Genomic DNA, 24273 nt, shown 5'->3' on the forward strand with positions numbered 1-24273 from the left:
TTTTGTCCTTACTTAAACGAATAAGAGTCGTTAAATGATGATTTTTTATTGAAATATAAAATAAAATGAGCATTTTTAATGCGTTCTTGCGAAAACTAATTATGAATGTTCTGACTTTAATTCATAATAATTTTTACCAAATTAGCAAAAAAATATTCAAATAGATAAAAAATGATTTATAATGATGCGTTGAATCATCTTTTGCATTAGTAGAAAAAAAATTTAATGTAATATAAGAAATATTTTTCTGCTTTTTTAATTGAGAATAGTTTTAAATTATTGCAGATGAATATAACATAGCGTCACCTAAAATCATGGCAACCTGTGAGAAATAAACAGCTCGTGAAAAATAGTACAGTGGATACAGAAAAAACCGTTAAAGACAGTGGTTATAGCCGCCGGCTAAAAGACCGCCATGTGCAACTTATTGCATTAGGAGGAATTATTGGCTCAGGCTATTTTTTAGGCACAGGTGAAGTTATAAACCTGGTCGGTCCCTCTGTATTTTTAGCTTATATACTAGGCGGTTTAATCATTTTCTTAACTATGCTGTGTATGGGGGAACTTGCTGTAGCTATTCCAATATCAGGTTCATTTGTTACTTATACCGCTGATTTTATATCTCCATCAGTTGCTTGTGGTGTAGGATGGTCTTATTGGATTAGTTGGGTAGCATATATCCCTGCCGAATGTGTGGCGGGGGGAATAATAATGGAAATGTTTACCGGAGTGAATGGTTATATATGGGCTATTTGTTTTGGTTTATTGATTACTTATATTAACCTTGCAAAAGTAGATACTTTTGGGGAAATTGAGTTTTGGCTTGCTTTAATCAAAATTTTAGCTTTATTAGGCTTTGTTATTTTAGCAATTTTAATTTTCTTTGGCTTAATCCATAGCCCAGAGTCTAATGGCATAATTGGGACTAAATATATCATAGGTGATGGTGGTTTCCTTCCTAATGGAACCATGCCATTGTTAACGGCTATGGTTCTTTTGCTTGTAAATTATCAAGGGTCTGAAATCATTGGCCTTGCTGCTGGAGAATCAGAAAACCCGGCGAGAATGATTCCACATGCCATCAGAAATGTTACTTTAAGAATTCTTTTCATCTACATTATCCCTGTATTTTGCTTGGTGTTAATTTTTCCATGGCAAAAAGCGGGATTATCAAATTCAGTATTTGCTGATGCGCTCAACTTCTACAATCTAAAATGGGCTGGTGCAGTAACCAGCTTTGTGACCCTTAGTGCAACATTATCTTGCGCTAACTCTGGATTTTACGGCACTGTACGCGCCCTGAATGCCTTAGCTCGTGATGGAATGGCACCGCATACCTTTGCAAAATTTAATGAAAACTCCGTACCTCAAAATGCCGTTATTGCTACATTAATAACCATTTGGATCCTTTTAGGCGTAGGTTACTTTTTTGGACAAACAAAACTTTATATAGCCCTACTTCTGGTATCTGGTTTTACTGGCACCCTGGCCTGGATTTCTTTATGTACGTCACAAATTCGCTTTAGAAGTAGATTGTATCAAGCAGGATATACTACAAAAAATCTTCGCTATGTAACTCCTTATTCACCTTATACCGGAATTCTTGCAATTATACTTATGTTTATCGCCTTGTTCTTCCTGGTGCTCAATAAGGATCCTACCTATAAACTCGCTTTTTATATTGGTACGGTGAGCTTTGTGATCCCCATAATAATCTATAAGCTCTTTGATCTCTCGAAGAAAAGGAAAAAAGCATTACATTTAAAAACTAGAGTTAAATTTCAAGATCTATTTCCTCCAGTTTGATGGGTTCTGCTAGAGATACTATAAAGCTCGAAGTAAAAGGGAAATAAGAAAAATATGAAAGGAATTCATAGCAGCAAGATTATGAGGCACAATCGTTTAAAAAATCTTAATAACCGCTGGCCAACCTGGCTTGCTCTTATTATTATTGCTTTGCTTTATGAAGCTTTACCCCAAATATTTTATTGGGGTCCCAGAGGTTTACTCCTTGGCTTGGTAACTTTACTTCTGATCCCATTAATAATCACTCTATGGAATAATAATAATCGTATTAATCACTATCTGATATTGGCAGTTAATATTCTTATCACCCTCTATACAGTCATTTCAGTAAGCCGACTGATTCTTGCTACAATTCATGGACAAATTGGCCCAAACCACTTACTGCTTTCTTCAGTCATCTTATGGACAACTAACATCCTTGTTTTTGCATTATGGTATTGGAGCTTAGATGCTGGGGGCCCGGTGCAACGAGAATTAAAGGAAAGTGCCGGTTCAACTGCATTTTTATTTCCTCAAATACAACTTTCTTTAACACAAACAGCCGGAGTACCCAACTCCCTAAAAAACTGGGCACCCCATTTTGTGGATTATTTATTCCTCGCTTTTAACACTACAACAGCCTTTTCTCCAACAGATACACCTGTATTAACTCGGTGGGCAAAGTGTATGACCATGCTCCAAGCGCTTATCTCATTAACAATTATTTTAATGCTTGCTGCGCGCGCGGTTAATATTCTGAATTCTAGTTCCAGTTATTTCGTATCATAGGATGTAAAGTGTCTCAGAGGCTAATGTAACTTTTGTCCATTAGGTACTTTGGGATCGGCGGTAATCAAGCATATAGCTCCACTCTCATCCGAAAATCCAACTAATAAAAATTGTGAAATAAAGCCTGCGACGTTTTTTTCACCTAAATTAACACATCCTACTACAGAACGTCCTAATAAAGATTCTGGGGTGTAATGTACCGTAACTTGTGCAGAAGTTTGCAATATACCTATGTTTTCACCAAAATCAACCCATATTTTATATGCTGGTTTCTTTGCACGTGGAAACTCTTCAACCTTAACAACAGTACCAGAACGCAACTCTATTTTTGCAAAATCATCATAAGAGACTATCATTCCAAAAACCTCTTTCCCTTAGTATTAAAATTAAGTTACTACTACTTAATAAATAAAATCAATTAAAATACTGTCTCTAGAACAGTTGCATGTAATTCGGGAACTAAACTCTTTAATAAAATAAGTAATTCATCTTCTTGGTTTTCCTTGCAGGCACTATTGAGTAAATGCATTGTTTGCATTAGTTCATTCCAATTCAATTCACGAAATTTTGCTTTGAATAATTTTTCATGCTCTGTTGAATCCAATTGTTCTGATTCATGGAAAAGCTCCTCAAACAATTTTTCTCCTGGACGTAATCCTGTGTATTCAATCATGATATCTTTTCCGGGCTCCTTCCCAGCTAAGCGGATCATTTGCTCGGCCAAGTAGCTAATTTTAACTGGCTCTCCCATGTCCAGCACAAAAATTTCCCCTCCTTGCCCATTAACCATAGCCTGCAAAATTAACTGACATGCTTCGGGTATAGTCATAAAATATCGTTGCATATCAGGATGAGTCACCTTTATTGGACCACCACTTTGTAATTGTTTTTGAAAGAGAGGAACCACACTTCCTGCAGAACCTAAAACATTTCCAAAGCGAACTGTAATGAATTGAGTTTCTACCTTACCATTCAAATTTTGACAAAAAATTTCTGCAACTCTTTTGGTGGTACCCATGATATTAGTTGGATTTACTGCTTTGTCAGTGGAAATCAAAATAAATTTTTCAGTATGGGCCGCCACACTTGCCTTTGCAACTATCTGTGTTCCTAAAATATTATTCAAAACGGCAACGCGTATTTGATTTTCCAGAAGAGGAACATGCTTATAAGCAGCAGCATGAAATACAATTTCAGGAGAATAATCAGTAAATAGATGATTAATCGCTATTTCATCAGTAATACTTACTAATTTAAGTTCTACAGGAATATCAGGAAAACTTTGCTTCAACTCAAGTTCAATTTGATATAAATTAAATTCACTATTTTCAATAATGACCAAACTTTTAGGTTTAAGAGCTAAAATTTGCCGGCATAATTCAGAACCAATTGAGCCCCCTCCTCCAGTTACCAATACTCTTTTTTCAGAAATCTTTGCGATTAATTTATCCCATTGTAAATTAACTTGCTCTCTACCTAACAAATCCTCTATATTTACCGGCCTTAAAGCATTCACTTCAACTCTGCCAGAGGCTAAGTCATTAAGACCCGGCAATGTACTAAAAGGAACTTTGCTGTTTTCGCAATAAGTCACGATACGCCGCATAATTGAAGAGCTTGCTGATGGAATAGCAATAAAAATCAAATCAATCGCATATTCTCGAACTCGCGTGGTAATTTGGCTAGTAGTTCCCAGTACTGGAACTCCGTGTACTTCTAAGCCTTTCTTAGATAGGTTATCATCAATAAAACCAATCGGCTTGTACTGATTGCTCCGTTTTAAATCCCGGACTAATCCCTCCCCGGCCATGCCAGCACCCACTATTAGCACTCGCTTTATTTCAGTCGTCTGATTCCCTCTAGCTCGTCGGTCCCAATAAATTCTCCTCAACAACCTGGCACCGCAAAGAAAAGCAGTTAAGATAACGCAATATAAAGGAAATATTGAACGAGGAAGTGCATGAAGAATCGAAGTTAAATATAAGACAGGAATTGCTATTGTTGTAGCAGTCAAAGATGCTTTTAATATTCGAATTACATCATTTAATGAAAAAAACCGCCATAAGCCTCGATATGTTTTAAAATAGAAATAGCAAGCCACTTGAATGACTGTTAATAAAGCCAAAGCATAAAAAGAATGTGTAGACGTAAGCCGTTCTGGAAAAGGCTGTAGATTGTATCGTAACCAATATGCAGCATACCAAGCTATGGGAATTGCGAGAATATCATTCAGAAGAACAGGTGATTTTAGATACAATCTCTTCAAAAAGATTTTCGCAATTTCGATCATATAATAATCCTTCTGAACTCATTTGTGAGCAAGAGATAGTACATTAGGTTTCTCTTTATAACATCAAAAAATTGCTTTTTATAACGGAAAACTCGAATAAATAATTTATTATTTAATTGGCAAAATATCAGAAGAGTTTGTATATATTTCATAACGATAAATTGAGTCAGGGTTATTGGCCATATAAATTTGACTTAATGTATAATTATTTTGCTTATTTAACAATTTTTTTAAGCAAACATCACTAGGGGTATATATTACTTTCCCTTGCTCAATTAATGAAGTCAAAATAATAACTGCTGGCTTTTTATGCAAAATATTATTGCAAAATAGCTCATACCTGAGTTTTTCAGGGTAATGTGCCATTGATAAGTTATTTAAGCAATATGAATCAATATAATTTAAATGACTCAAATAAGGTATTAAGCCACAATCGGCTAAAACGACTGAAGCCCCCATAGAAATATGACTATTTAACCAATCTACCACCTGTATACGTAATTGCTCTCCTCGAATAGGATTTTGAGAAAAATATCGATAATCTGCCAAGCTCATTTTTGGTATAAAAAAAAGCACTATTGTAAAATAAACTAAATAAAAAAGCGTATTAAAAACGAAGTCTCTTTTTTGCCAAAAGGCATATACTAAAATGCTAATCCCTTGCAATGCTAAAGGAAGGAGTAATCCAAATGCAGGTAAGAAAAGACGATTATCAAAAGCAACTATGGGATCTGAATTTACCAACATTATTAAATAAAAAACACTGGGCACCCATAAAAAATAATGTCGCTTCCCTTCAGACTTATTACAAGCAGGTAAAGCAAGAAGAGCAAATGGCCATATCAATTTTAAGTAATTGCTATCTAAAGTCAAAGTAAAAACATCAGATAATCCTTTACAATATACTGAATTAGGGAAAAGAAATCCAAAATAGGTAAGTCGCCATAAAAAGTAAGGCCCATAAAATAGAACTAAAGTTAAACAAAAAAGAAATACTCCTTGCCCATAATGTTTTATTTCTTTTTGAGGTCTATCCCAGCAAAGCAAGATAAAAAATAAGATCATTAAAGCAGGAGCTTCGGGTCGAGTCATCCCGGCAAGTGCAAGCAATAATCCCGCAAAAACAAAGTATTTGTTTTCTGATTTGCCACGAAAGCCAGGGAATAATTGATATCCCATTCCTCTGAAGCAAAAATATACAGCGCCACAAATAAGTGCTTGGTAAGCCGCTGTTTCCAAACCACTAATTGCCCAGATAATTTGCCCTTTGTAAAATAATAAACCCAAACAAGGTAAGAGTGATTCTCGTTTGGAAAACCAAAATCGACTTATTAAATAGATAAAATAGCAGGTAAAATAAAGTCCTATTAATCCTGCTATTTTTAAGACAATAATGGGATTCCCTTTTAAAAGGATTGTTAAAGCCCCAAGAGCAACAAAAAGAAAATTTGAATAACCTTCTACCGGAGGAGCACCCACATTCCACAATAAACCTGTGCCAGCTGCCCAATGTCTTGCATAACGCAACGAAATGTACATATCATCAATTGTGAATGGCCAAATCGCCTGTATTTGTAAAATCAATAAATAGAGAAATAATAAAATGAAAATACAATCATACCAACGTAATTCAGATTTCATTGTGCTAATGCCATAAAAGTTAACACGATAAAGCACCAAAGATTAATTCGTGATAATTGATCATGTAAAAAAACAATTACAGGATCGTCATTTTCAATATCTTGCATTGCAAGCCAAGCAAAACGCCATAGCGCAATCGCAGCAAAAGGCACAGTCAACATAAAATAAAACGATTGATCTCTTGCATAAATAATATAAAAAACATACGTAAGAAAACTAGCAATACCTATAACAATTATTAACCAATGAAGCATTAAAGGATTATATTTCTTCAATACTTTACGTGTGGTATGTTTTAGACCTAATTGCATTTCCATTCTACGCTTATTTAAAGCAATAAAAAGACTCACTAAGGTTGCTGCAACAGTAAGCCAAACAGAGATACTTAAACCAATACCTGCCGTACCTGCTAAAACTCGCAACATGAATCCCGCAGCGATACAAAGCACATCAATAATAGGAATTAACTTAAAAAGATGGTTATACGCTAGATTTATTACTAAATAAATACAAAGAATAATTGCTAATTTCGTAGAAATTAACCAACCTAAAGCAAGCCCAGCAATTAAAAGCAAAAACAGCATAAAAATTGCCTCAGAAACTGTAATTTTCTCACTTGCCAATGGTCTATGTCGTTTCTGAGGGTGTAAGCTATCTTCCGTTCGATCTTCAATATCATTATAAATATAAACGGCACTAGAAATAAGGCAAAACGCTAAAGTAGCTAGCAATGCGGGAACAAAATATCCCGGGATAGGTGTATAACAAAATCCGAGCATCACAAATGCACCTTTTGTCCAATGCGAGATGCGAAGAAGTTTAAACAAATGTTTAAGCCTTTCCATGAGGCTTACCTTTTGCGTGTTGTTTATCAATTCACTTACCTTCTCTATAAAAAACTTAGTTTGATGAACAATACTATAGTTAATAAATTAAAAGTAACACAATCTAAAAAAAAAGCATCATTTCAATAAGTTAATCTCTAAATAAACTAAAAACCTTCAATTTATTACAACAATTTAGTAAAAAATAATCAAATAACATTGCATTTATACAATTTAGAAGTAAGATAAATAGTTAATGGAACAACACGTACATTACGTACTTTACCACAAGGACGAGGGACATTATGCGCTTTATTCTTGCACCAGGAAATCTTGCCAAATTCGATAACATACGTAAAGCTTATGAAACTGAAAAGCATGTTGATCTCAACGCAAAACCTTCGCTAATCGGCACACCTATTTTTTTTGGCGGAACTGATGTTGTTAGTAGAAACAAACAACTTTTATTTTTAGAAAAAGTGAATGCGATTCTTAAAATTCACTTATTAAGTGAAGAGGAAATTAAAACGCCGCAACAACGTCAAGTTTATCTTATTGCAGCACGATTTTTTCTTGCAGCCTGTCTTTATGTACAATCTCAAATTAGTAGTTCAAAAAGAAACTCTGCCCTATATCGAATCATCGAAGACTATTTAGGAATAACTGCTGAAAATTTCTTAGACGATGAAGATAAAGAAACATGCTGTTTAACAGCAGAGCGACTTATTAAAACTCCTAGTGCTTTTGAGCATTCTAATGCAACATTACAGCAAAAAGGAATAACACCATTTACTGAAAAAGAATGGGAACAATTCTCTACATTTTTAAAAGAAATGTGCCATAAAAAAGAAACCAAAGATCCATCTATAAATTTCCCGATCATCTCACTCACCCAACCTTTATTCGGAGCAGCTTTTTCCTATGTTGGAGCAACTGTTGGTGTCGTATTGGCAGAAGGAGTAAGTAACTCCACTTCAGCAATCAGTCCACGTGTGCAATTAACTGCCCTCGTTGGAAGTACTTTATTAGTTTTCAGTCCCGCAGGAACCACTGGAGTTGCTCTTTTCGCGCCTGTCATTGCGACTAAACTTCTTACCTCTTTTTGTACAATCAGCCTGGCTCATATTATGGGAAAAGCCGCAGGATATTTGGGACAAGGAGTGGGCATAGGAGTGGGACTTCCTTTTGATCTTGCTTATAATCTACTGTGGTCTGTTTGTTCTTTGATTGGTCGTTACTACAGTAAGACACCACAATTTGCAGTTATAGATGGGATACGTATTGTAGATGGTGCTACAATCATTGCTGGAATTCCTATTCAACTTGTTCCTGAAAATGCATTACCCTCTGGTTACACCAAAAAAACTCTTGAAATTACCGAAGAAGGTGAAATACGCATTGAGGGTGAAGAGATACAAAACACGCCCATGCAAATCCCTCCAGAAGTAATCGAGGAACTCAACAAACAAATAGTACTTTATACCTCAAACAAAGGGGGCACGGAAATAAAGCAATCGGGCAGTAAAGAACCCATAATCACTGAACCAGATGAACTTGAAGGCTTATCTCTAATTTAAAATTAAAAAACAGTTAAATCATTATAAACAAAGCGATATAAACAAGACGATGCTCTGAAGATTTAACTGTTTTTAGCCTTAAGTGAATTCCATTACTAAAACCAGGCACTACGTTAAAACGTGCCCAGATTAGACAGTTAAGGTCGATTATCAACTTCTTTACGTTGGCTTGGGAGAAAATCTTTTCTATCGAGACCCATAGCTACCGCCAAAGCCCCTGCCACATAGATGGAAGAATAAGTACCAATAAGAATACCGATTATCAATGCTAAAGAAAATCCATGTATAGCCTCGCCGCCATAAATAAATAAAGCAAGAACGACAAACAGGGTCAACATAGAGGTCATAATAGTTCGTGACAGGGTTTGGTTAATCGAGATATTCATAATTTCAATAGAAGTAGCACGACGAATTTTAACAAAATTTTCACGTACCCTATCAAAAACTACAATCGTATCATTTAATGAATATCCAATTACTGCTAATAATCCAGCTAATGCCTTTAGATCAAATTCGACACCAAAAAGAGCAAAAATTCCCAATATTAAAACAGGATCATGCACAAGTGCAACAGCAGAACTCACCGCAAGCCTATACTCAAACCGCATCGCAATGTATATCATTGTCGCTAATAATGAAACCACAACCGCTAACGCGCCTTTAGTTGCTAGTTCCTGACCTACTTGGGGGCCAACAAATTCAACTCGTTGTTTGCTTGCCCCTGGCAAAGCAGTCATCACTTGATCAACCAAGCGTGCTTGTTCTTTATCTTCTCGTGGCGCAATACTAATTAACACATCTTTAGACGTACCATAACTGACAACCTGTGCTTCTTTAAATCCTGCTTTAGCCAGGTTTTCTCGAATTAAGGGTAAATCAGCAGCAGAAGAATAAGAAACTTCAATTTGAGTTCCACCCGTAAAATCCAGTCCCCATTTCAAACCATGAATGGCCAAAGCACCAATAGAAAGAACAAAAATCAATATAGAGAATGTCGCCGTCCAACGACGAGCTCCCATAAAGTCCACGTTTGAATTTGGATTAAAAAATTCCATCTGCGCCTCGTCTTTAAATACCTATAGATAGTTTTTTTACGGTTCTACCACCATAATACCAATTTACAATGCCACGGGTATAAGTAATCCCTGTGAGCATGGAGGTTAATAATCCTAATGAAAGGGTTACCGCAAATCCACGCACAGGCCCCGTACCTACTGCAAAAAGAATAATTGCCACAATTAAGGTAGTTATGTTCGCGTCAAGAATGGTTGCAAAAGCACGTTCATATCCAGCATAAATTGCTGCTTGCGGTGACAAACCATGTCGCAATTCCTCACGGATACGTTCATAAATCAACACATTCGCATCTACAGCCATACCTACCGTCAATACAATTCCAGCAATACCTGGAAGAGTAAGGGTTGCATCAATTACAGATAATAAGGCACACAGCAACACCAGATTAAGTAATAAAGCAACATCCGCAATGAACCCAAAAAACCGGTAATAGAACAACATCAAAATTAAAATTAAGCCCATGCCTACTTCCAGAGAAATGATGCCTCTGCGAATATTTTCTTTTCCTAAAGTTGGGCCCACAGTACGCTCTTCTATAGGATAAATTGCTGCTGGTAAAGCTCCCGCTCTTAACAGTAAAGCCAAATTGCTTGCTTCTTTAGAATCAGCAAGTCCTGTAATTTGAAAATTATTACCTAAAGCATTTTGAATTACTGGAGCGCTAATGACACGCTCTTCACGATGGGTGATTCTTTTTTCAACTCCATTTACGCTTTGTATGCTGTTTTTAGTTTCAACATACACAATGGCCATACGTTTACCAATATTCTCACGAGTAACTTTAGTAAACAAACTTTCACCACCCCCGCCAAGTTGTATTTGTACTGCTGGAGTTGCCGTTTGTTGATCATAGCTAGAAACCGCAGAAGTGATTGAATCACCACTTAAAACTACTTGTCTCTTTAATAAGATAGGATATCCATCCATCATCAACAATTTATCATTGACCGGAACAACTCCAGTTTGTTTGGCAATTTGGGGATCATTATCTTGATCTACTAAATAAAATTGTAGGGTTGCAGTACCTCCAAGAATTTGCTTCGCACGCGCTGCATCCTGAATTCCCGGTAAATCCACAGCAACACGAGTCGCCCCTTGTTGTTGGACTACGGCTTCACCAACTCCTAGTTCATTCACTCTATTACGTAAGATACTCATTGTTTGTTCAATAGTATTTTGTCGCATAGTATTTAATTCAGTAGGAGAAACTGATGCCATAATTCCATTATTTGTCTTATTTTTTACAAAGATAAGATCAGGTATTTTTTCTTTCAAACCTACAAAAGCATTACTCGTAGATTCAGCATCACGGAAACGTAAATCAACACCTTTATCAGGTACAAAACGTATGCCTGTATAACGAATACCAAGCTCACGTAACTCCTGACTGATATTTTTCATGATTCCTTCATAACGGCGACTAATCACACTTTCCACATCAACTTCGAGTAAAAAGTGCACTCCTCCTCTAAGATCCAGACCTTGTTTCATTGGTGCAGCATGAATTGCATCCAACCATCCTGGAGTAGAAGGTGCTAAATTTAAAGCCACTGTGTACTGGGATCCTAAAGCATTTTTAATAGTGTCACGAGCTAATAATTGAGCATCAGTAGAGGAAAAAACCACTTCAACACCTTCGTTTTGAACAACAAGGGAGGTATAGTGCAGCTTATCCTTATTTAAGATATTTTCTACCTGATTTTTTAATTCATCATAATCTACTGGTGTTTCAGATGATATTTGCACCACAGGATTTTCTGTATACAAATTAGGTATGGCGTAAACTAACCCAACGACTGCAATAACGATGAGCATCAGGTTTTTCCATAAAGGATATTTATTTTGCATTTTCCGTGTACCTATGACTTTTTAAAGAGATTTTAAAGTACCTTTTGGCAATACAGCACTCACCGCGCCTCTTTGTAAATTAATCTCCACACCTTCTACAAGACTGATTTTAATGTATTGCTCATCTAAACTAACTACTTTAGCTAGTATTCCCCCTGAAGTGATGATTTCATCACCTTTTTTTAACTTACCTATTAAATCACGATGCTCTTTTGCTCTTTTGTTTTGTGGTCTAATGAGCATAAAGTAAAACAACACAAAAATAGCGGCGATCATGATGAGTGAAAAAGTTCCATCTGCTTGAGGTGCTGATGTAGTCCCCGCGGCAGCCATAGCATCGCTAATAAAAAAACTCATACTATCTCCTTTAATCTACGATTGATAATCGCGTGACATCATATAGCGAATTGCTCTTAAGGTAAATGAATCAAAGTGGAAATTAAAACAGTTTTTCATAATATTGCCTCCCATTTTCTAAGCTATAATTTCCAATAACAGTTTAAAAAGGGATATAAATGAACAATCTGATGCTTGTTCTTCTGTTATCTATAATGAGCTACCCTATATCTGGGTATACATTAGCCGAAAAAAATCTTGAACTTTCAAAGCACCCCACTCTTCTTATCATAAAAAAAATTCCTCTAGTTATTCATGGAAAAAAAACTGAAGTATTTAAAATTGAACAACCAGATGGAACTTGGGGTTATAAAGGAATAAAAGGCCAATACTTTGATGCAATAGTTAAAAATACGACCAATCATCCCACAGTCGTTCATTGGCATGGATTAATTCTACCTAACGCGGAAGATGGTGTGCCTTATGTAACACAGCTACCAATCCCACCTCAGGGAGAGTATCACTATCGTTTTAAATTAAATCAGTCAGGAACTTATTGGATGCATTCTCATTTTGACTTACAAGTCCAGCGCTTTCTTTCTGCTCCATTTATCATCTATGAACCACATGAAAAAAATAATAAAAATGATGTGATTTTATTTCTCAGTGACTTTAGCTATAAAAAACCAGAAGCTATCTTATATGAATTAAAACATAAAGGAACTGCATCTTTAAAAAAGAGAGGGGATCAAAAATCAGAAATGGATGCAATGACGATGAAAAAAAAGATGTCCAAAACGTCAAAGCCTGATTTAAATGATGTAACTTATGATGCTTTTTTAACAAATTATCATAGTCTTTCCAATCCAGAAATACTCCCAGTCCATAGTGGGGAAGTGGTTCGTCTGCGTATTATTGACGGTGCAGCAATGACTAATTTTTTTATCAACCTGGGAAAACTTAAAGGCAAAGCAATCGCTGTTGATGGACAACCTATTAAAGAAATATTTGGAAATCAATTTCAGCTTGCTATAGGACAGCGTATTGATATCCTCATTAAAATTCCTAAAGGCGAAGGAGCATACCCTATTTTGGCTCAAGGAGCAGGAACCCAAATGCAAACGGGTTTAATCTTGGCTACTCCAAATGCCCCCAAAATATCAGTGTCCGAAAAAGCAGCCACAATTGCTGGTGGACTTAATAACGAGCAAGAATTCAAAAGCCACGCCTTGTCCCCTCTCCCTGTAAAACAACCCATGCAAACACTGACTGTCACTTTAGAAGGTGATATGATGAATTATGTTTGGAAAATGAACAATCAAGCTTGGCCTAATATTACTCCATTAAGTGTTGATAAAAATAAAAGAACAGAAATAGTTTTAATCAATAAAACGGGAATGCCCCACCCAATGCATCTACATGGTCATTTTTTCGAAGTTACAGAAATTGATGGTAAAGTACTTAAAAACGGGCCCATGCGAGATACTGTTTTAGTTTTGCCTCATTCTACAATTAAAATACAATTTGATACCAATAACCCCGGAAATTGGATGTTTCACTGCCATATGCTCTATCATGAAGCGACTGGAATGATGACTTTTATTAATTATAAGGGTGTAAAAATACCAGACTTTAAGAAAGATGCTTTTCATCGATGAAAGCCTTCGAATAATATAACTTCATCTTTTACATCCCTCTCATCTCGATAATGAATTGACTCCATGAGCTAAATGATAAACGGTACGAAACCCAGCCTCTTTTAATAAGATTACAGCTCGCTGGCTTCTGCGACCAGACTGGCAATAAATAAGGATAGGCTCTAAAGGATTAAGTTCATGCAGACGCATAGGCAACTGAGCCAAAGGAATTAATTTCCCTCCTAAATTTTTATCGCTGTGTTCCTCTGCTGTTCGAACATCCAGCAATAATATCCCTGGATTTGCTTCTAAAAAATCGGATAAAGCTTCTCCTGAGACTGTATATTCATGATTCGACTCAGTACACAATCCAAAATCACGTTCATTTAGAGTCTGCCCATAGACACAAAACGGACACTCTTCATTTTTAGTGAGTTGAATATTTTTTATATCCATGGTTAGAAAATCGATACATAATAATCGATTTAATAGTGAAACCCCGCTAGCAGTAATCCACTTAATTATTTCTGTTGCTTGCAAAATACCTAATAGCCCAGGAAGAGTACCTAAAACACCACCATTCTGACAATTTGTACCCGTATCAGGAATAACTGGAAATAAACAATGTAAACATGGATTTTGTTTTCCATAAAATAAAGAACAATGCCCCTGGAACTGATAAGCACTCGCATAAACATAAGGTTTTACAAGATGATAGCAAGTATCGTGGACTAGATAGCGCGTATAAAAATTATCGGAACAGTCAGCGACAAGATCGTATTGAGCAATAATTTCTTCGGCATTATCTGCAGTTAAACGAAATGTATAAGAATGTATCTTAATATTTGAATTTAACGCTTGTAATTTCATTTTTGCAACAACAGCTTTTGCCTTGCAAATATCCTTTTCTTGATAAAGAATTTGGCGATGCAGATTACTTTCCTCAATAAGATCATCATCGATAATCCCTATAGTCCCAACCCCTGCACCAGCAAGATAAGTCAGTAAAGTAACTCCTATTCCTCCAGCACCTACACACAATACTCTTGCATTTTGCAGGTTTTCTTGCCCAAGAATACCTATTTCTTCTAATTTAATTTGCTGAGTATATCGTTTTAGCTCAGGTAAAAAAGACATTTTAGTTCCTCTTAACGTAGGATAAATAGTTTAACAACAGTGAGAAAATCATAAAACAGAATAAAAGATCAATTTTTAAATTTAAGAAAGGCCGTACTAATAGGTTTATACTAACTATAATAAACAACATAAATTTATTTACAGATCCGTTGGAGAGCTTTAACATTTTAGTTTTTCCAATACTGATTGGAAACGGGGAGAAATGAGAGTATTAGTCACAGGAGCTCGTGCTCCAGCAAGTATGGATATCATCCGAACTCTGATTCGAGAAGGTCATGAAGTATACAGTGCAGACAGTATGAACTTTCCCTTGGGTCGTTTTGTCACAGGTATTAAGAAACATCTGACTTTCCCAAAACCTAATCGAGGCTTAGATGCTTTTTTAAAAACACTCAAGAGTTTATTGATTGAGTATCAAATTGATTGGTTGATCCCCACATGCGAAGAAATTTTCTTTATTAGCCAAGGCCATGAAGAATTATCCAAACATGCTCAATTATTTTGTGAACCCTTTCACAGACTCAATCCATTGCATAACAAATACGACTTCAATCAACTTGCATTACAATATGGACTTAACGCACCAGAAAGCTGGTTATTACGTACTGAAGAAGATAAAAAACACATTCCATCAAATACGAATATTGTTTTAAAACCTATATTCTCACGTTTTGGGGAACATGTGATTCTTAAACCCAATCAACAAGTGATTGATGCATTAGTTTTGGATGTGCCTTATTTAGCCCAACGCTTCATTACAGGCAAAGAATATTGTGCCTATGCTATAGCGCATGAAGGAAAGGTATTAATCCACTCGTGTTACCATCCCAAATATACCGCAGGCCCCGCTGCTGGAATTTATTTTGAACCTGCGGATCCGGAGCCTATTCAACAATTCATTGAGATATTTTGTAAGCAATATCAATTCAGTGGGCAAATTGCCTTCGATTTTATCTTGGATGAAAATAAAGCCTTTGTTTTGGAATGTAATCCAAGAACAACGAGTGGCTTTCATTTGGTTGCTCCCTACCTCAATTGGTTACAAATTTGGGATAGAAAAAAGCAAAATTACCAAGTAACCGAACAAGCATTAATGCTTGGACTTGGAATGATGATGCATGGATTGCCTTATTTACGTGAAGATCCCAAACGATTTATTGCTGACTATCGTGCAGCAAAAGATATACTAAATGATCCGGCCTATCCTTGGTTAGAACTTAAAAGCATGATGACCTTGTTTAATATTGTTTTTCGTATGGTGAAAGAAAGAAAAAGCTTTCACGGTGCCTCTACAGATGACATTGAATTTAATGGGTATTTATGAACTTTAATGAAAAAAGTCAAAAATACAGTGAACCTTTTATCCAAGGTCCCACCCAAAAATGGATGCTCAACGTAGAGTCCCACATGTCTTCTTTAAACATCGGTGGCTTTATCTTTCCTGTGACCGTCAATAATCAGGAATATCATTCTTCATACGTCTGCTCTCCATACAATGCCCTAGTCACTTATGGACAAGATGAGCTGTTTAAAATTAAAAATTATCCTTTACGATTGGTTTTAAACGGACTCATGAAAGCTCTAGGTGGTTTTTTGAGAGCAGTGCATATTAATCAAAATGTATGCATCAATAATTTTTACTTGTCGACCAATCCCTACCCTGATTGGAAAGGTGAAGGGGCAGAGGATGCCTTAAAGAGCTTATCTGTGCGTTACCCACATCATGCGATCATGTATCGTTCGCTCAATGAACATACGAATAAAGAACTTATTGAACATTTGCGTCAGTTGAATTTCTTTTTTGTAGCCTCACGTCAAGTTTATATTTTTGATAATAAACTCTGCCTGTTCAAACAACGCAACAACACGCAAAACGATCGTAGAGCTTTAGCTAAGGGAGAGTTTACGCTCGTGACGCACGAACAGATTTCAGAACAGGATTATCCTGTCATTGTGCATCTGTATAATCTTTTGTATTTGAAAAAATACTCTCAACATAATCCTCAATTTAGCGAACGTTTAATTGCCTATTGGCATAAAAACAAGTTGCTGACTTTTTTTGGTCTCAGGGATAAAAAAGGTGTGCTCCAAGGAATTATGGGAATATTTGATAGTGAAACAGTAATCACAGCACCGCTGGTTGGATACAACACTCATCTTCCTAATCAATGTGCCCTATACCGCATGCTGATATACTTAGTTTTGGATTATACCGATAAAAAAAGCATTTGCCTGAATTTAAGCTCCGGGGCTTCGGGTTTTAAGCGTTTACGTGGAGGTCAGCCTTTTATTGAATATTCTGCAGTGTACACCAAACATTTGCCTCTTTATCGACGTATCGCATGGAGAATAATTCAAAGTTTACTCAATAACTTGTTGATCTCCATTTTGAAAAGGTATCAATTATGAATTTAAAGAACCAATGGTTGCCTGTAGCTTGGGTTAACGAGATTAAAACACGTCCAAAGCGTTTTTTATTGTGCAACATGCCTTTGGTGCTTTTCAAGTTAAAAGAAGAGGTGATCGTGCTGCAAGATCGCTGTCCCCATCGAGGAGTTCCTTTGTCAGAAGGCACCGTAACCAAGAATAGTATCCAATGTTGTTACCATGGTTGGCGTTTTAATGCACAAGGACTTTGTGTTGCAATTCCTGGTCTTAATAAGCCCATTGATACCCAGCATTATTGTGTACCTGCTTATGCCGCCCAAGTGCATCTAGGCATGATTTTTGTTTGTTTGGAGCCTGATGAACATACCCTGCCTTTGTATTCAGTACCCGCGCTTCAAGGTCAGGATTATTTATCACATTGCATCCAATTTCCATTAAAAGGTGATTTGCTTAATGTCTTGGAAAATGTTTTAGATGCGACACACACCCATTTTGTTCATGCAGGCTTATTAAGACATCATGAGAAAAGGCAGTTGGTAACAGCAACTTTAACGGTGGAAAAATTTCATGCAGAAATACGTTATGACAATGAAGACAAACAATCTGGATGGGTTAGTTCTTTTTTTGAACAAGATCGCCAATTTTCTATAGGACGATTTCATTCACCACTGATTGCTGAGTTAGAGTATCATGGTAGTCAACATCTTACCGCTGGCTTTGCTTTTTTCTTAAGCCCGGTAAATGATGGGAATGAATATCGAGTATTCTTATTAATCATTTATAGAAACCATTGGTTCAATCGATGGGTGAAAAAATTTCTTTTATTACCTTTTATCCATTTAGCATTCAAGCAAGATAAAACAATTTTGAACAAACAAAGAATGAATGGAGTATATTTTCCAAAGAGTCACTTTAAATCAACAGAACTGGATATTTTACGTCCTCATATTGAACGAATTTTATCGGGAAAAAGCATACCAACACAGAAAGTGTTAAAACTGCTTTTGTAGCATTCAATCTTAACTTGAACCTGTAAGCAAAGATACAGATCCTAATAATAGATAAGCGATGACTACTTACATTTTAATAAAACTTAAAAGTTGTTCCGTAGCTCTGCGTGGATCTTGGGCTTTTGTAATTGCAGAAATAAGAGCCACCCCCTGAACACCTGTTGTAACCACATCGGACATGCGCTCAATGTTGATACCCCCAATTGCGACCAAAGGATAATTTAAAGTACGTTGCCAGCGCTTTAAACGATCAATTCCTTGTGCCAAGAAAGGCATTTCTTTACTAGTAGTTGGATAAATGGGGCCAATCGCAATGTAAGAAGGGTTAATTGCATGTGCTTTTGCCACTTCATAATAGCAATGGGTACTTACTCCCAGTAATAATCCTCTCTTTCTAATTGCAGCGATATCAGCAGTATCTAAATCAGATTGTCCTAAATGTACTCCATCGGCTTCGAATTTTAATGCCAACTCCCAATAATCATTAATATATAAAGTAGCATTATGTTTTTTTGCCAAAGCAATACTACGTTGAATTTCTTTTTCTAAAGTCTCTGTTTGTTCTTTTATCCGCAATTGAATGGTTTTCACGCCCACATTCAATAACAACTCAACCCACGCGAAACTATCCACAACAGGATAAAGACCCAAACGATGACAAAGTTTAAAGGGTTGTGGTGCTTCATATAATGGTATTGACGCAAGATAAGGTAAATCGATTTCATCCTCAGGAAAGCCCCCGAAATCAAAACCTGTTTGTGCCCGGCGAATAGCCTGATGGGTATACATTTTTGCGATAATGATTGCATCTTCTAACGCATAACCAAGAGCCAAAGATGCAGTAACAGCCGCTGAAAGAATTGAACGACTTTCGGAGTATTTTGTATGAGGAATACGGCTTTGAGTCAACCAAAATGAAACAACTCCATTAGTCCAATAATCATGGCACCAAGCTTCAGGTAAATGTTCACCTAAGAGAAGAATACTTTGGTTGCCCAACCGTAATAATTCGTGAGCTGCTTGTTGCATGGCTTGATGAGAAGCAATCTTATAACCTAAAATGAGCTCCGCTTCATGGGTATCCAATACTAAAAGATCAGCCAAAGAGAACCAGTAAGTTAAGTCACTTTTTTTGTAATACATTTTTTGTAACCCAAAAAACGCATCTAAAACAATAGGAATCGAATAACACTGGGTCAAATAAATCTCTTCTAAAGAGATTTGAAAACCTACTTTTATCGCTGCAGGCATACTTTCAATATAAAATTGGGGTCGTTGCACTTCAACCCCAAAGTCTCGAAAAGTGTATAAGACTACTTCTATTTCTGTATCTGCCCATACCATTTGCATTATTACAACTCCCGATGCCAAAATGGTGTATCAATCAAAGGAGTACAAGATTGGGCTGCAACTCGTTCAGCCATAATCCCTGCTTCAAATGCATTACGACCGGCAATAACCGCATGGGCAAAAGCTTCTGCCATAATCACTGGATGAATTGCCAAAGCGACTGCACTGTTGAGTAAAACTGCGTCAAAACCTAACTCTAAAATATGAGTTGCATGCGAAGGTTTCCCAATTCCGGCATCAACGATAAGCGTAATATCAGGTAATCGTTGCCGTAAAGTTTCCAATGCATAGGGATTCAATAGGCCTTTCCCAGAACCAATAGGAGCAGCCCATGGCATCAAAATACGACAACCACAATCAATTAACCGCTGACACAATATCAAATCATCAGTACAATAAGGAAATACTTCAAATCCCCGTTTTACTAATTCTGCGGCAGCATGCACTAATTCAAACGGATCAGGCTGTAAACTGTAATCATCCCCAATTACCTCTAATTTAATCCACGAAGTTTGAAAGAGCTCGCGCGCCATTTCAGCAGTAGTAATCGCGGTTTGTGCGTCACGGCAACCCGCTGTGTTAGGAAGTAAATGACAAGGTAACGATTGAAGGGTTTTCCAAAATAAATCACTTCCTTGACCATATGGCATTTGGCGTTTCATAGAAACAGTGATTACATTTGTTTTAGAAGCGCGGATTGCGTGAGTCATCACTTCAAGTGATGGATAAGCAGCCGTCCCTAAAAGCAGGCGACTTGTCATTGTTTGATCCGCTAAATTCCACATGAGCTATCCCCCTTGCATGGGTGTAATCAAATCAATACGATCACCTTCTTGCAAAATCGTCCTGGCAAACATAGACTTAGGAATAAATTGATTATTTATAGCAATCGCAATATGTGCCGCACTCTTATTTTTTTGCTCAAGTATCTCTTGTAGCGTACACGAAGAGTCTAAAGATAAGGGTTGATCATTAATATATATAATCATGCATAAGCCTCCCACAGTTCTGGATAATAAACCTGTTCCTGATTACTTTTGAGTCCGCGTAGGACCTCTTCTACCAATGCTGGGGCGATTAAATAGCCATGACGATAAAGTCCATTAACCGCAATAAACTGTTTTGCATATTTAATACGGGGTTGGTGATGTGTTAAGGTCGGACGACAATGGGTTACCGTTTTAATGATTCGTGCCTCAGCAAAACCTCGATGCACATAATAAGCAGCAGTTAATAATTCAAGGCTGGTGTGTACTGAAATGGGGCTTAAATCTTCTGTTTCTAATTCACTTGCGCCAAGAAGATAATAAGAATCAGGACGTGGCGCAATATAAATGCTATATCGCGGATGTAAAAGCCTTATAGGTCGTTGCAAGTTGACTTCAGGTGCATGTAACCAAATAAGTTCTCCGCGTAGTCCACGTAAATCAGAAAAGGTTTTTTTCGCACCTAATCCGCGACAATCAAAGACAAAATCGAAAACAAAGCTTTGCCTCTCTATTTCTATTCTCCCTGGAGATATTGATGAAACAAAAACCCCTGCTCGCCATAAGACACCGATGTGGCAAAGATGTTTTTTCAATACGGATAATAAATTCTGATTATCAAGCTGCCCTTCTTGTGGGAAGTAATAGGCCGTTTGAAATTGGTGCAATTCAGGTTCAATCTGCTTTAAGGCATGATGATTCAGCAATTCATAACATGAGTGACTCAACTGATTGACAATCCGTGTACTGAATTGCTGCCATTCAGACTTGTCTTGGGGATGATGAAGAATAAGAGAGCCTTGGCGACGAAAATAAATGGGCTCGCTTAATTGACTAAGAATGGGCGTCCATAATTTTTCAACAGACTCCATTCCTAAATTAAAGATCACTTGCTCTGCCTTGTCGAGCTCTGACATAGGAGCTAAAAGTCCTGCTGCCGCATTACTGCAATTATTAAATGAGGTTTCTGATTCAAATACAGTTACCTGCCTGCCCTCATTATGTAAACGTAGGGCGAGCAGACATCCCATAATTCCAGCACCTATAACCGCTACATTTTTCATTTTGATCTTATTCACTCGCACAACAAGCAATAGGCTCTATATCAGAATGAGGCATTTTAGGTAACCATTCATTAGTATAACAAGAATAGATATTAAAGGATTCATCAATAATTCCTAAGTGTTTACCAAACCGCCCTACTTTATTCCAATCACGATCCACATTTAAAAGCGTTCGCGAGAAAAAGGGTAAACTACGGATAAAAATAGTATGATACATTGGGGTTCTTAATTGGGGTTTTGCCCGACATAAAAGCTCATAAGCTTCATCAGGATTTTCTGTAGTAAACGCAGCGCCTCGTTGGGTAGCGTTGAGAAACCCTTGAATCAAATTAGGTTGAGCTAACATACGTTCTGGTACAATAAACTGAATGGAACAAAAGCAACAGCAACCTAATCCAGCAAGTTGATCCAAACGTAAAAATACAGTTTCACCACGTAAATGCTCTAATTCAACCCGCTGAAAATTAATAAAACCAATACCGGTATCAATAAGATCGCGACAAATCGCATCAGTTACATTCATTCCAATACGTACTGTTTCGTAACTCGAAGAATTAATACCCGCTAAGTTTGCTAAATTATCAATAATAATTTTGCCAAATTCACCAATATAACCCACTCTTTTACCAACAATATCTTGAAACGAATTAATGCCACTGGATTTAAGTGCAATCAATCCCGTAGGTGGTTCATCCAGCAAGGTACCAATTGAAGTTACAGAATAACCTTTAGCACGAGCAGCCAAAGTATGGATCATCGCCTTAACGCCAAAATCCACATGACCTGTGCCCACAATCTCAGTGACATCACTAGGATCACTAGGTTCTAAAATAGCAAGCTTGATGCCTTCTTGTTGGTAGTATCCTAAAGCCTGTGCAATGAAAATTGGACTGTGGTAAGGGTTTGCATACCAATTAAGTAGCAAAGTTGTTCGTGTAGATAATGCATTCATACCTTGGCTCCTTGTGTTCAATAATGAGAATTACAGGATGGCAAGGAATATTTGCGGTAAGAAAAAACTAAACCATTTTAGTCTGAAGCAAATACATCTTTGAGCAAAACAAACTAACACTTCGTTAGTGTCAAAATGCTTTTCAGACATCAACTCAGATTTAAGGCGTTCTTACGCTGGTATGAACCAGATCAAGTTCAACGGGTATTTCTCAGCCGCTTTTACGACACCCCGCGCCATCTATTGGTAGTTATGCTATCGTGGATAAAAAAAACTGTCAAATATAATAATCAGATAAAATTGATTCCTTCCTAGTGCATATATTAAAATCTCTGATTTTATAGGGAATTACTATGATATCTTTGGCACAATTGTTAGGATTTAGGCGCTCTAATAGAGTCAAAATCTCTCATGAAAGTCCTGGTTCTATTGATTTAGAAATAATTCCTGACAACTCCGATTTCATACGCGAAGGTAGTGGATTAACAACCGTCACTGGAGCTGTAGGACAAAATACCAACTTAACTATTCGTGGAAATAGCAGTCTGAGAATAATAGGGAATGTAGGCAGTGATTGCAAAATTCTTAAAGAGGGCACTGGAACTCTGACTTTTGAAGGAACTGTAGCAACCGATTTAGAGTTAACACTCTATGGCGTAGGAGATGTAACTTTTACCCAACAACCTAGTAATGAAGTCATTAAATCCATAAAAAATCGAGGTAGTACAGCACGAATCATCTGTGCTGGCACGATTTTACCACAATCCAGAGGAGGATATAGACATCACAATTTAGGCATAGCTAGACAACCCGTGCCTGAGCTCCAGGAGCCAACACCCAGGGTTTTAAGTCGGTTGTCACAGGACAGGCCCCCTGCTCCTCCCTCTCAATCAGAAAATATAGTGGATCAATATATGCCACTCACTCAAGAATATATTGACCGCTGCCATATGAGCAAACTTGAAACCATAGCTGCTCGTATGAGTAAACTGAACTTAACCCCCGAAGAAGAACCGTTATTTGAGGGCTTTAAAGATTGCATCATGAAGGATTATTTCGATGATATTCCTGTAATGTATGACGAAAGATATTATAATTTAAGTACGCTATTAGAGTTGTATAAGAACAATAAACCAGATCCTTATACACGCAAGCCACTGAAACTAGCAAGCATTTACTCTGCACGCACCCTATTAAACAACTTCGATGACGCCGTTCTTGAGCTCAATAAAAAACGTGAAGCAACAAAACAAAATGCTTCTGATCACCTTGATGAAGAAGTACAATCGAGTGAGCTTTTGTTCAGGAAATAGCCTTAAATGATGAAAGGATGGATTTAAGTTGATTGCCTGAAATAACAGGATAGTTTATCCATCCACTTATCGCTCTGGTAACTCGCTTTAAGGGCGCTTTAGTTCGTGGTATACGTTTTCCCTCAAATAGCAACCTAAGTCTTTTAGTTTTTCATTAAATCAATGCGATCTAATATTGTTAATACTGTCTTAATTTTAATCCATTATAATGTTCCTGTTTTTAAAACAACATACAAATACTTTTTTACTTATGTAAGTATATTTATGCA

General features: G+C 36.8%; 21 protein-coding genes and 1 riboswitch. Of the genes, 8 read left to right on the forward strand and 13 right to left on the reverse strand.

What is annotated here, in order from left to right; genetic code table 11:
• Window positions 1–342: 342 nt before the first annotated feature.
• The gene (locus DYH34_RS12915) at window positions 343–1806 is read left to right on the forward strand and encodes an amino acid permease (RefSeq protein ID WP_115342666.1); all 1464 of its coding nucleotides are present in this window, start codon (window positions 343–345) and stop codon (window positions 1804–1806) included.
• A 54-nt stretch (window positions 1807–1860) separates the two neighbouring features.
• Entirely contained in the window at window positions 1861–2574 is a 714-nt protein-coding gene (locus DYH34_RS12920; RefSeq protein ID WP_058464643.1) for a hypothetical protein, read from the forward strand.
• Between the two features lie 20 nt (window positions 2575–2594).
• On the opposite strand, the gene DYH34_RS12925 is transcribed toward DYH34_RS12920, so the two are convergent.
• The 4 genes from DYH34_RS12925 to DYH34_RS12940 all read right to left on the reverse strand — a co-directional run bounded on the left by DYH34_RS12925 (window position 2595) and on the right by DYH34_RS12940 (window position 7350).
• Window positions 2595–2930 carry a tRNA-binding protein gene (locus DYH34_RS12925; RefSeq protein WP_058464642.1) on the reverse strand — a complete coding sequence of 112 codons (336 nt, stop codon included), beginning with the start codon at window positions 2928–2930 and terminating at the stop codon, window positions 2595–2597.
• Window positions 2931–2992: 62 nt separating this feature from the next.
• Window positions 2993–4864: a polysaccharide biosynthesis protein gene (locus tag DYH34_RS12930; RefSeq protein WP_058464641.1), complete on the reverse strand. Its 1872-nt coding sequence runs from the start codon at window positions 4862–4864 to the stop codon at window positions 2993–2995.
• 108 nt (window positions 4865–4972) lie between these two features.
• A complete protein-coding gene (locus DYH34_RS12935; RefSeq protein ID WP_058464640.1) occupies window positions 4973–6505 on the reverse strand; it encodes a protein LphB in 1533 nt (510 codons plus the stop codon).
• Complete coding sequence (locus DYH34_RS12940; RefSeq protein ID WP_058464639.1) at window positions 6502–7350, reverse strand: decaprenyl-phosphate phosphoribosyltransferase; 849 nt, start codon at window positions 7348–7350, stop codon at window positions 6502–6504. The genes DYH34_RS12935 and DYH34_RS12940 overlap by 4 nt, the downstream gene beginning before the upstream one ends.
• 284 nt (window positions 7351–7634) lie before the next feature.
• On the opposite strand from DYH34_RS12940, the gene DYH34_RS12945 reads away from it, so the two are divergent.
• A complete protein-coding gene (locus DYH34_RS12945; RefSeq protein ID WP_058464638.1) occupies window positions 7635–8906 on the forward strand; it encodes a hypothetical protein in 1272 nt (423 codons plus the stop codon).
• A gap of 137 nt (window positions 8907–9043) precedes the next feature.
• On the opposite strand, the gene secF is transcribed toward DYH34_RS12945, so the two are convergent.
• The 3 genes from secF to yajC are packed head-to-tail and all read right to left on the reverse strand — an operon-like array spanning window position 9044 to window position 12188.
• Window positions 9044–9961: a protein translocase subunit SecF gene (secF, locus tag DYH34_RS12950; protein ID WP_058464637.1), complete on the reverse strand. Its 918-nt coding sequence runs from the start codon at window positions 9959–9961 to the stop codon at window positions 9044–9046.
• A gap of 13 nt (window positions 9962–9974) precedes the next feature.
• A complete protein-coding gene (secD, locus tag DYH34_RS12955) occupies window positions 9975–11831 on the reverse strand; it encodes a protein translocase subunit SecD (protein ID WP_058464636.1) in 1857 nt (618 codons plus the stop codon).
• A 21-nt stretch (window positions 11832–11852) separates the two neighbouring features.
• Window positions 11853–12188 (reverse strand): preprotein translocase subunit YajC, encoded by a 336-nt coding sequence (gene yajC, locus DYH34_RS12960; RefSeq protein ID WP_058464635.1) that lies wholly within the window; start codon window positions 12186–12188, stop codon window positions 11853–11855.
• A gap of 158 nt (window positions 12189–12346) precedes the next feature.
• On the opposite strand from yajC, the gene DYH34_RS12965 reads away from it, so the two are divergent.
• The gene (locus tag DYH34_RS12965; protein ID WP_058464634.1) at window positions 12347–13825 is read left to right on the forward strand and encodes a multicopper oxidase family protein; all 1479 of its coding nucleotides are present in this window, start codon (window positions 12347–12349) and stop codon (window positions 13823–13825) included.
• 39 nt (window positions 13826–13864) lie between these two features.
• Here the strand turns inward: DYH34_RS12965 and DYH34_RS12970 are convergent, their stop codons facing one another.
• A complete protein-coding gene (locus DYH34_RS12970) occupies window positions 13865–14941 on the reverse strand; it encodes a HesA/MoeB/ThiF family protein (RefSeq protein ID WP_058464633.1) in 1077 nt (358 codons plus the stop codon).
• A 202-nt stretch (window positions 14942–15143) separates the two neighbouring features.
• Between DYH34_RS12970 and DYH34_RS12975 the strand changes: the two genes are divergently transcribed.
• Genes DYH34_RS12975 through DYH34_RS12985 form a run of 3 tightly spaced genes read left to right on the forward strand, consistent with a single transcriptional unit; the run spans window position 15144 to window position 18339 of the window.
• Entirely contained in the window at window positions 15144–16265 is a 1122-nt protein-coding gene (locus DYH34_RS12975; RefSeq protein ID WP_058464632.1) for an ATP-grasp domain-containing protein, read from the forward strand.
• Window positions 16262–17350 (forward strand): hypothetical protein, encoded by a 1089-nt coding sequence (locus DYH34_RS12980; RefSeq protein WP_058464631.1) that lies wholly within the window; start codon window positions 16262–16264, stop codon window positions 17348–17350. Before DYH34_RS12975 ends, DYH34_RS12980 begins: the two co-directional genes overlap by 4 nt.
• Window positions 17347–18339 (forward strand): Rieske 2Fe-2S domain-containing protein, encoded by a 993-nt coding sequence (locus tag DYH34_RS12985; RefSeq protein ID WP_058464630.1) that lies wholly within the window; start codon window positions 17347–17349, stop codon window positions 18337–18339. Before DYH34_RS12980 ends, DYH34_RS12985 begins: the two co-directional genes overlap by 4 nt.
• Window positions 18340–18405: 66 nt before the next feature.
• On the opposite strand, the gene thiE is transcribed toward DYH34_RS12985, so the two are convergent.
• Genes thiE through DYH34_RS13010 form a run of 5 tightly spaced genes read right to left on the reverse strand, consistent with a single transcriptional unit; the run spans window position 18406 to window position 22691 of the window.
• Entirely contained in the window at window positions 18406–19689 is a 1284-nt protein-coding gene (thiE, locus tag DYH34_RS12990) for a thiamine phosphate synthase (protein WP_058464629.1), read from the reverse strand.
• A 2-nt stretch (window positions 19690–19691) separates the two neighbouring features.
• On the reverse strand, window positions 19692–20474 hold the full coding sequence (locus DYH34_RS12995) for a thiazole synthase (protein WP_058464628.1): 783 nt from the start codon (window positions 20472–20474) through the stop codon (window positions 19692–19694).
• Window positions 20475–20477: 3 nt separating this feature from the next.
• The gene (thiS, locus tag DYH34_RS13000; RefSeq protein WP_058464627.1) at window positions 20478–20678 is read right to left on the reverse strand and encodes a sulfur carrier protein ThiS; all 201 of its coding nucleotides are present in this window, start codon (window positions 20676–20678) and stop codon (window positions 20478–20480) included.
• Entirely contained in the window at window positions 20675–21739 is a 1065-nt protein-coding gene (locus DYH34_RS13005) for an FAD-dependent oxidoreductase (RefSeq protein WP_058464626.1), read from the reverse strand. Before DYH34_RS13005 ends, thiS begins: the two co-directional genes overlap by 4 nt.
• Window positions 21740–21746: 7 nt before the next feature.
• The gene (locus tag DYH34_RS13010; RefSeq protein WP_058464625.1) at window positions 21747–22691 is read right to left on the reverse strand and encodes an ABC transporter substrate-binding protein; all 945 of its coding nucleotides are present in this window, start codon (window positions 22689–22691) and stop codon (window positions 21747–21749) included.
• A gap of 151 nt (window positions 22692–22842) precedes the next feature.
• Window positions 22843–22935, reverse strand: a riboswitch (TPP riboswitch).
• A gap of 109 nt (window positions 22936–23044) precedes the next feature.
• Here DYH34_RS13010 and DYH34_RS18210 point away from each other — a divergent pair.
• Window positions 23045–24004 (forward strand): RING finger protein, encoded by a 960-nt coding sequence (locus DYH34_RS18210; RefSeq protein WP_174905304.1) that lies wholly within the window; start codon window positions 23045–23047, stop codon window positions 24002–24004.
• Window positions 24005–24273 lie beyond the last annotated feature (269 nt).

It is taken from the genome of Legionella cincinnatiensis, assembly GCF_900452415.1.
GTDB classification, from domain to species: domain Bacteria; phylum Pseudomonadota; class Gammaproteobacteria; order Legionellales; family Legionellaceae; genus Legionella; species Legionella cincinnatiensis.

Bases quoted from the DNA above. Each gene is read 5' to 3' on its own strand.
- secF (WP_058464637.1), bottom strand. From the start codon at position 9,961: ATGGAATTTTTTAATCCAAATTCAAACGTGGACTTTATGGGAGCTCGT.
- DYH34_RS12985 (WP_058464630.1), top strand. From the start codon at position 17,347: ATGAATTTAAAGAACCAATGGTTGCCTGTAGCTTGGGTTAACGAGATT.
- DYH34_RS12925 (WP_058464642.1), bottom strand. From the start codon at position 2,930: ATGATAGTCTCTTATGATGATTTTGCAAAAATAGAGTTGCGTTCTGGT.
- secD (WP_058464636.1), bottom strand. From the start codon at position 11,831: ATGCAAAATAAATATCCTTTATGGAAAAACCTGATGCTCATCGTTATT.
- yajC (WP_058464635.1), bottom strand. From the start codon at position 12,188: ATGAGTTTTTTTATTAGCGATGCTATGGCTGCCGCGGGGACTACATCA.
- DYH34_RS12940 (WP_058464639.1), bottom strand. From the start codon at position 7,350: ATGGAAAGGCTTAAACATTTGTTTAAACTTCTTCGCATCTCGCATTGG.
- DYH34_RS12995 (WP_058464628.1), bottom strand. From the start codon at position 20,474: ATGTGGAATTTAGCGGATCAAACAATGACAAGTCGCCTGCTTTTAGGG.
- DYH34_RS12930 (WP_058464641.1), bottom strand. From the start codon at position 4,864: ATGATCGAAATTGCGAAAATCTTTTTGAAGAGATTGTATCTAAAATCA.
- DYH34_RS12970 (WP_058464633.1), bottom strand. From the start codon at position 14,941: ATGTCTTTTTTACCTGAGCTAAAACGATATACTCAGCAAATTAAATTA.
- DYH34_RS12965 (WP_058464634.1), top strand. From the start codon at position 12,347: ATGAACAATCTGATGCTTGTTCTTCTGTTATCTATAATGAGCTACCCT.
- thiS (WP_058464627.1), bottom strand. From the start codon at position 20,678: ATGATTATATATATTAATGATCAACCCTTATCTTTAGACTCTTCGTGT.
- DYH34_RS13005 (WP_058464626.1), bottom strand. From the start codon at position 21,739: ATGAAAAATGTAGCGGTTATAGGTGCTGGAATTATGGGATGTCTGCTC.
- DYH34_RS13010 (WP_058464625.1), bottom strand. From the start codon at position 22,691: ATGAATGCATTATCTACACGAACAACTTTGCTACTTAATTGGTATGCA.
- DYH34_RS12980 (WP_058464631.1), top strand. From the start codon at position 16,262: ATGAACTTTAATGAAAAAAGTCAAAAATACAGTGAACCTTTTATCCAA.
- DYH34_RS12935 (WP_058464640.1), bottom strand. From the start codon at position 6,505: ATGAAATCTGAATTACGTTGGTATGATTGTATTTTCATTTTATTATTT.
- DYH34_RS12920 (WP_058464643.1), top strand. From the start codon at position 1,861: ATGAAAGGAATTCATAGCAGCAAGATTATGAGGCACAATCGTTTAAAA.
- DYH34_RS12975 (WP_058464632.1), top strand. From the start codon at position 15,144: ATGAGAGTATTAGTCACAGGAGCTCGTGCTCCAGCAAGTATGGATATC.
- DYH34_RS12945 (WP_058464638.1), top strand. From the start codon at position 7,635: ATGCGCTTTATTCTTGCACCAGGAAATCTTGCCAAATTCGATAACATA.
- DYH34_RS18210 (WP_174905304.1), top strand. From the start codon at position 23,045: ATGATATCTTTGGCACAATTGTTAGGATTTAGGCGCTCTAATAGAGTC.
- thiE (WP_058464629.1), bottom strand. From the start codon at position 19,689: ATGCAAATGGTATGGGCAGATACAGAAATAGAAGTAGTCTTATACACT.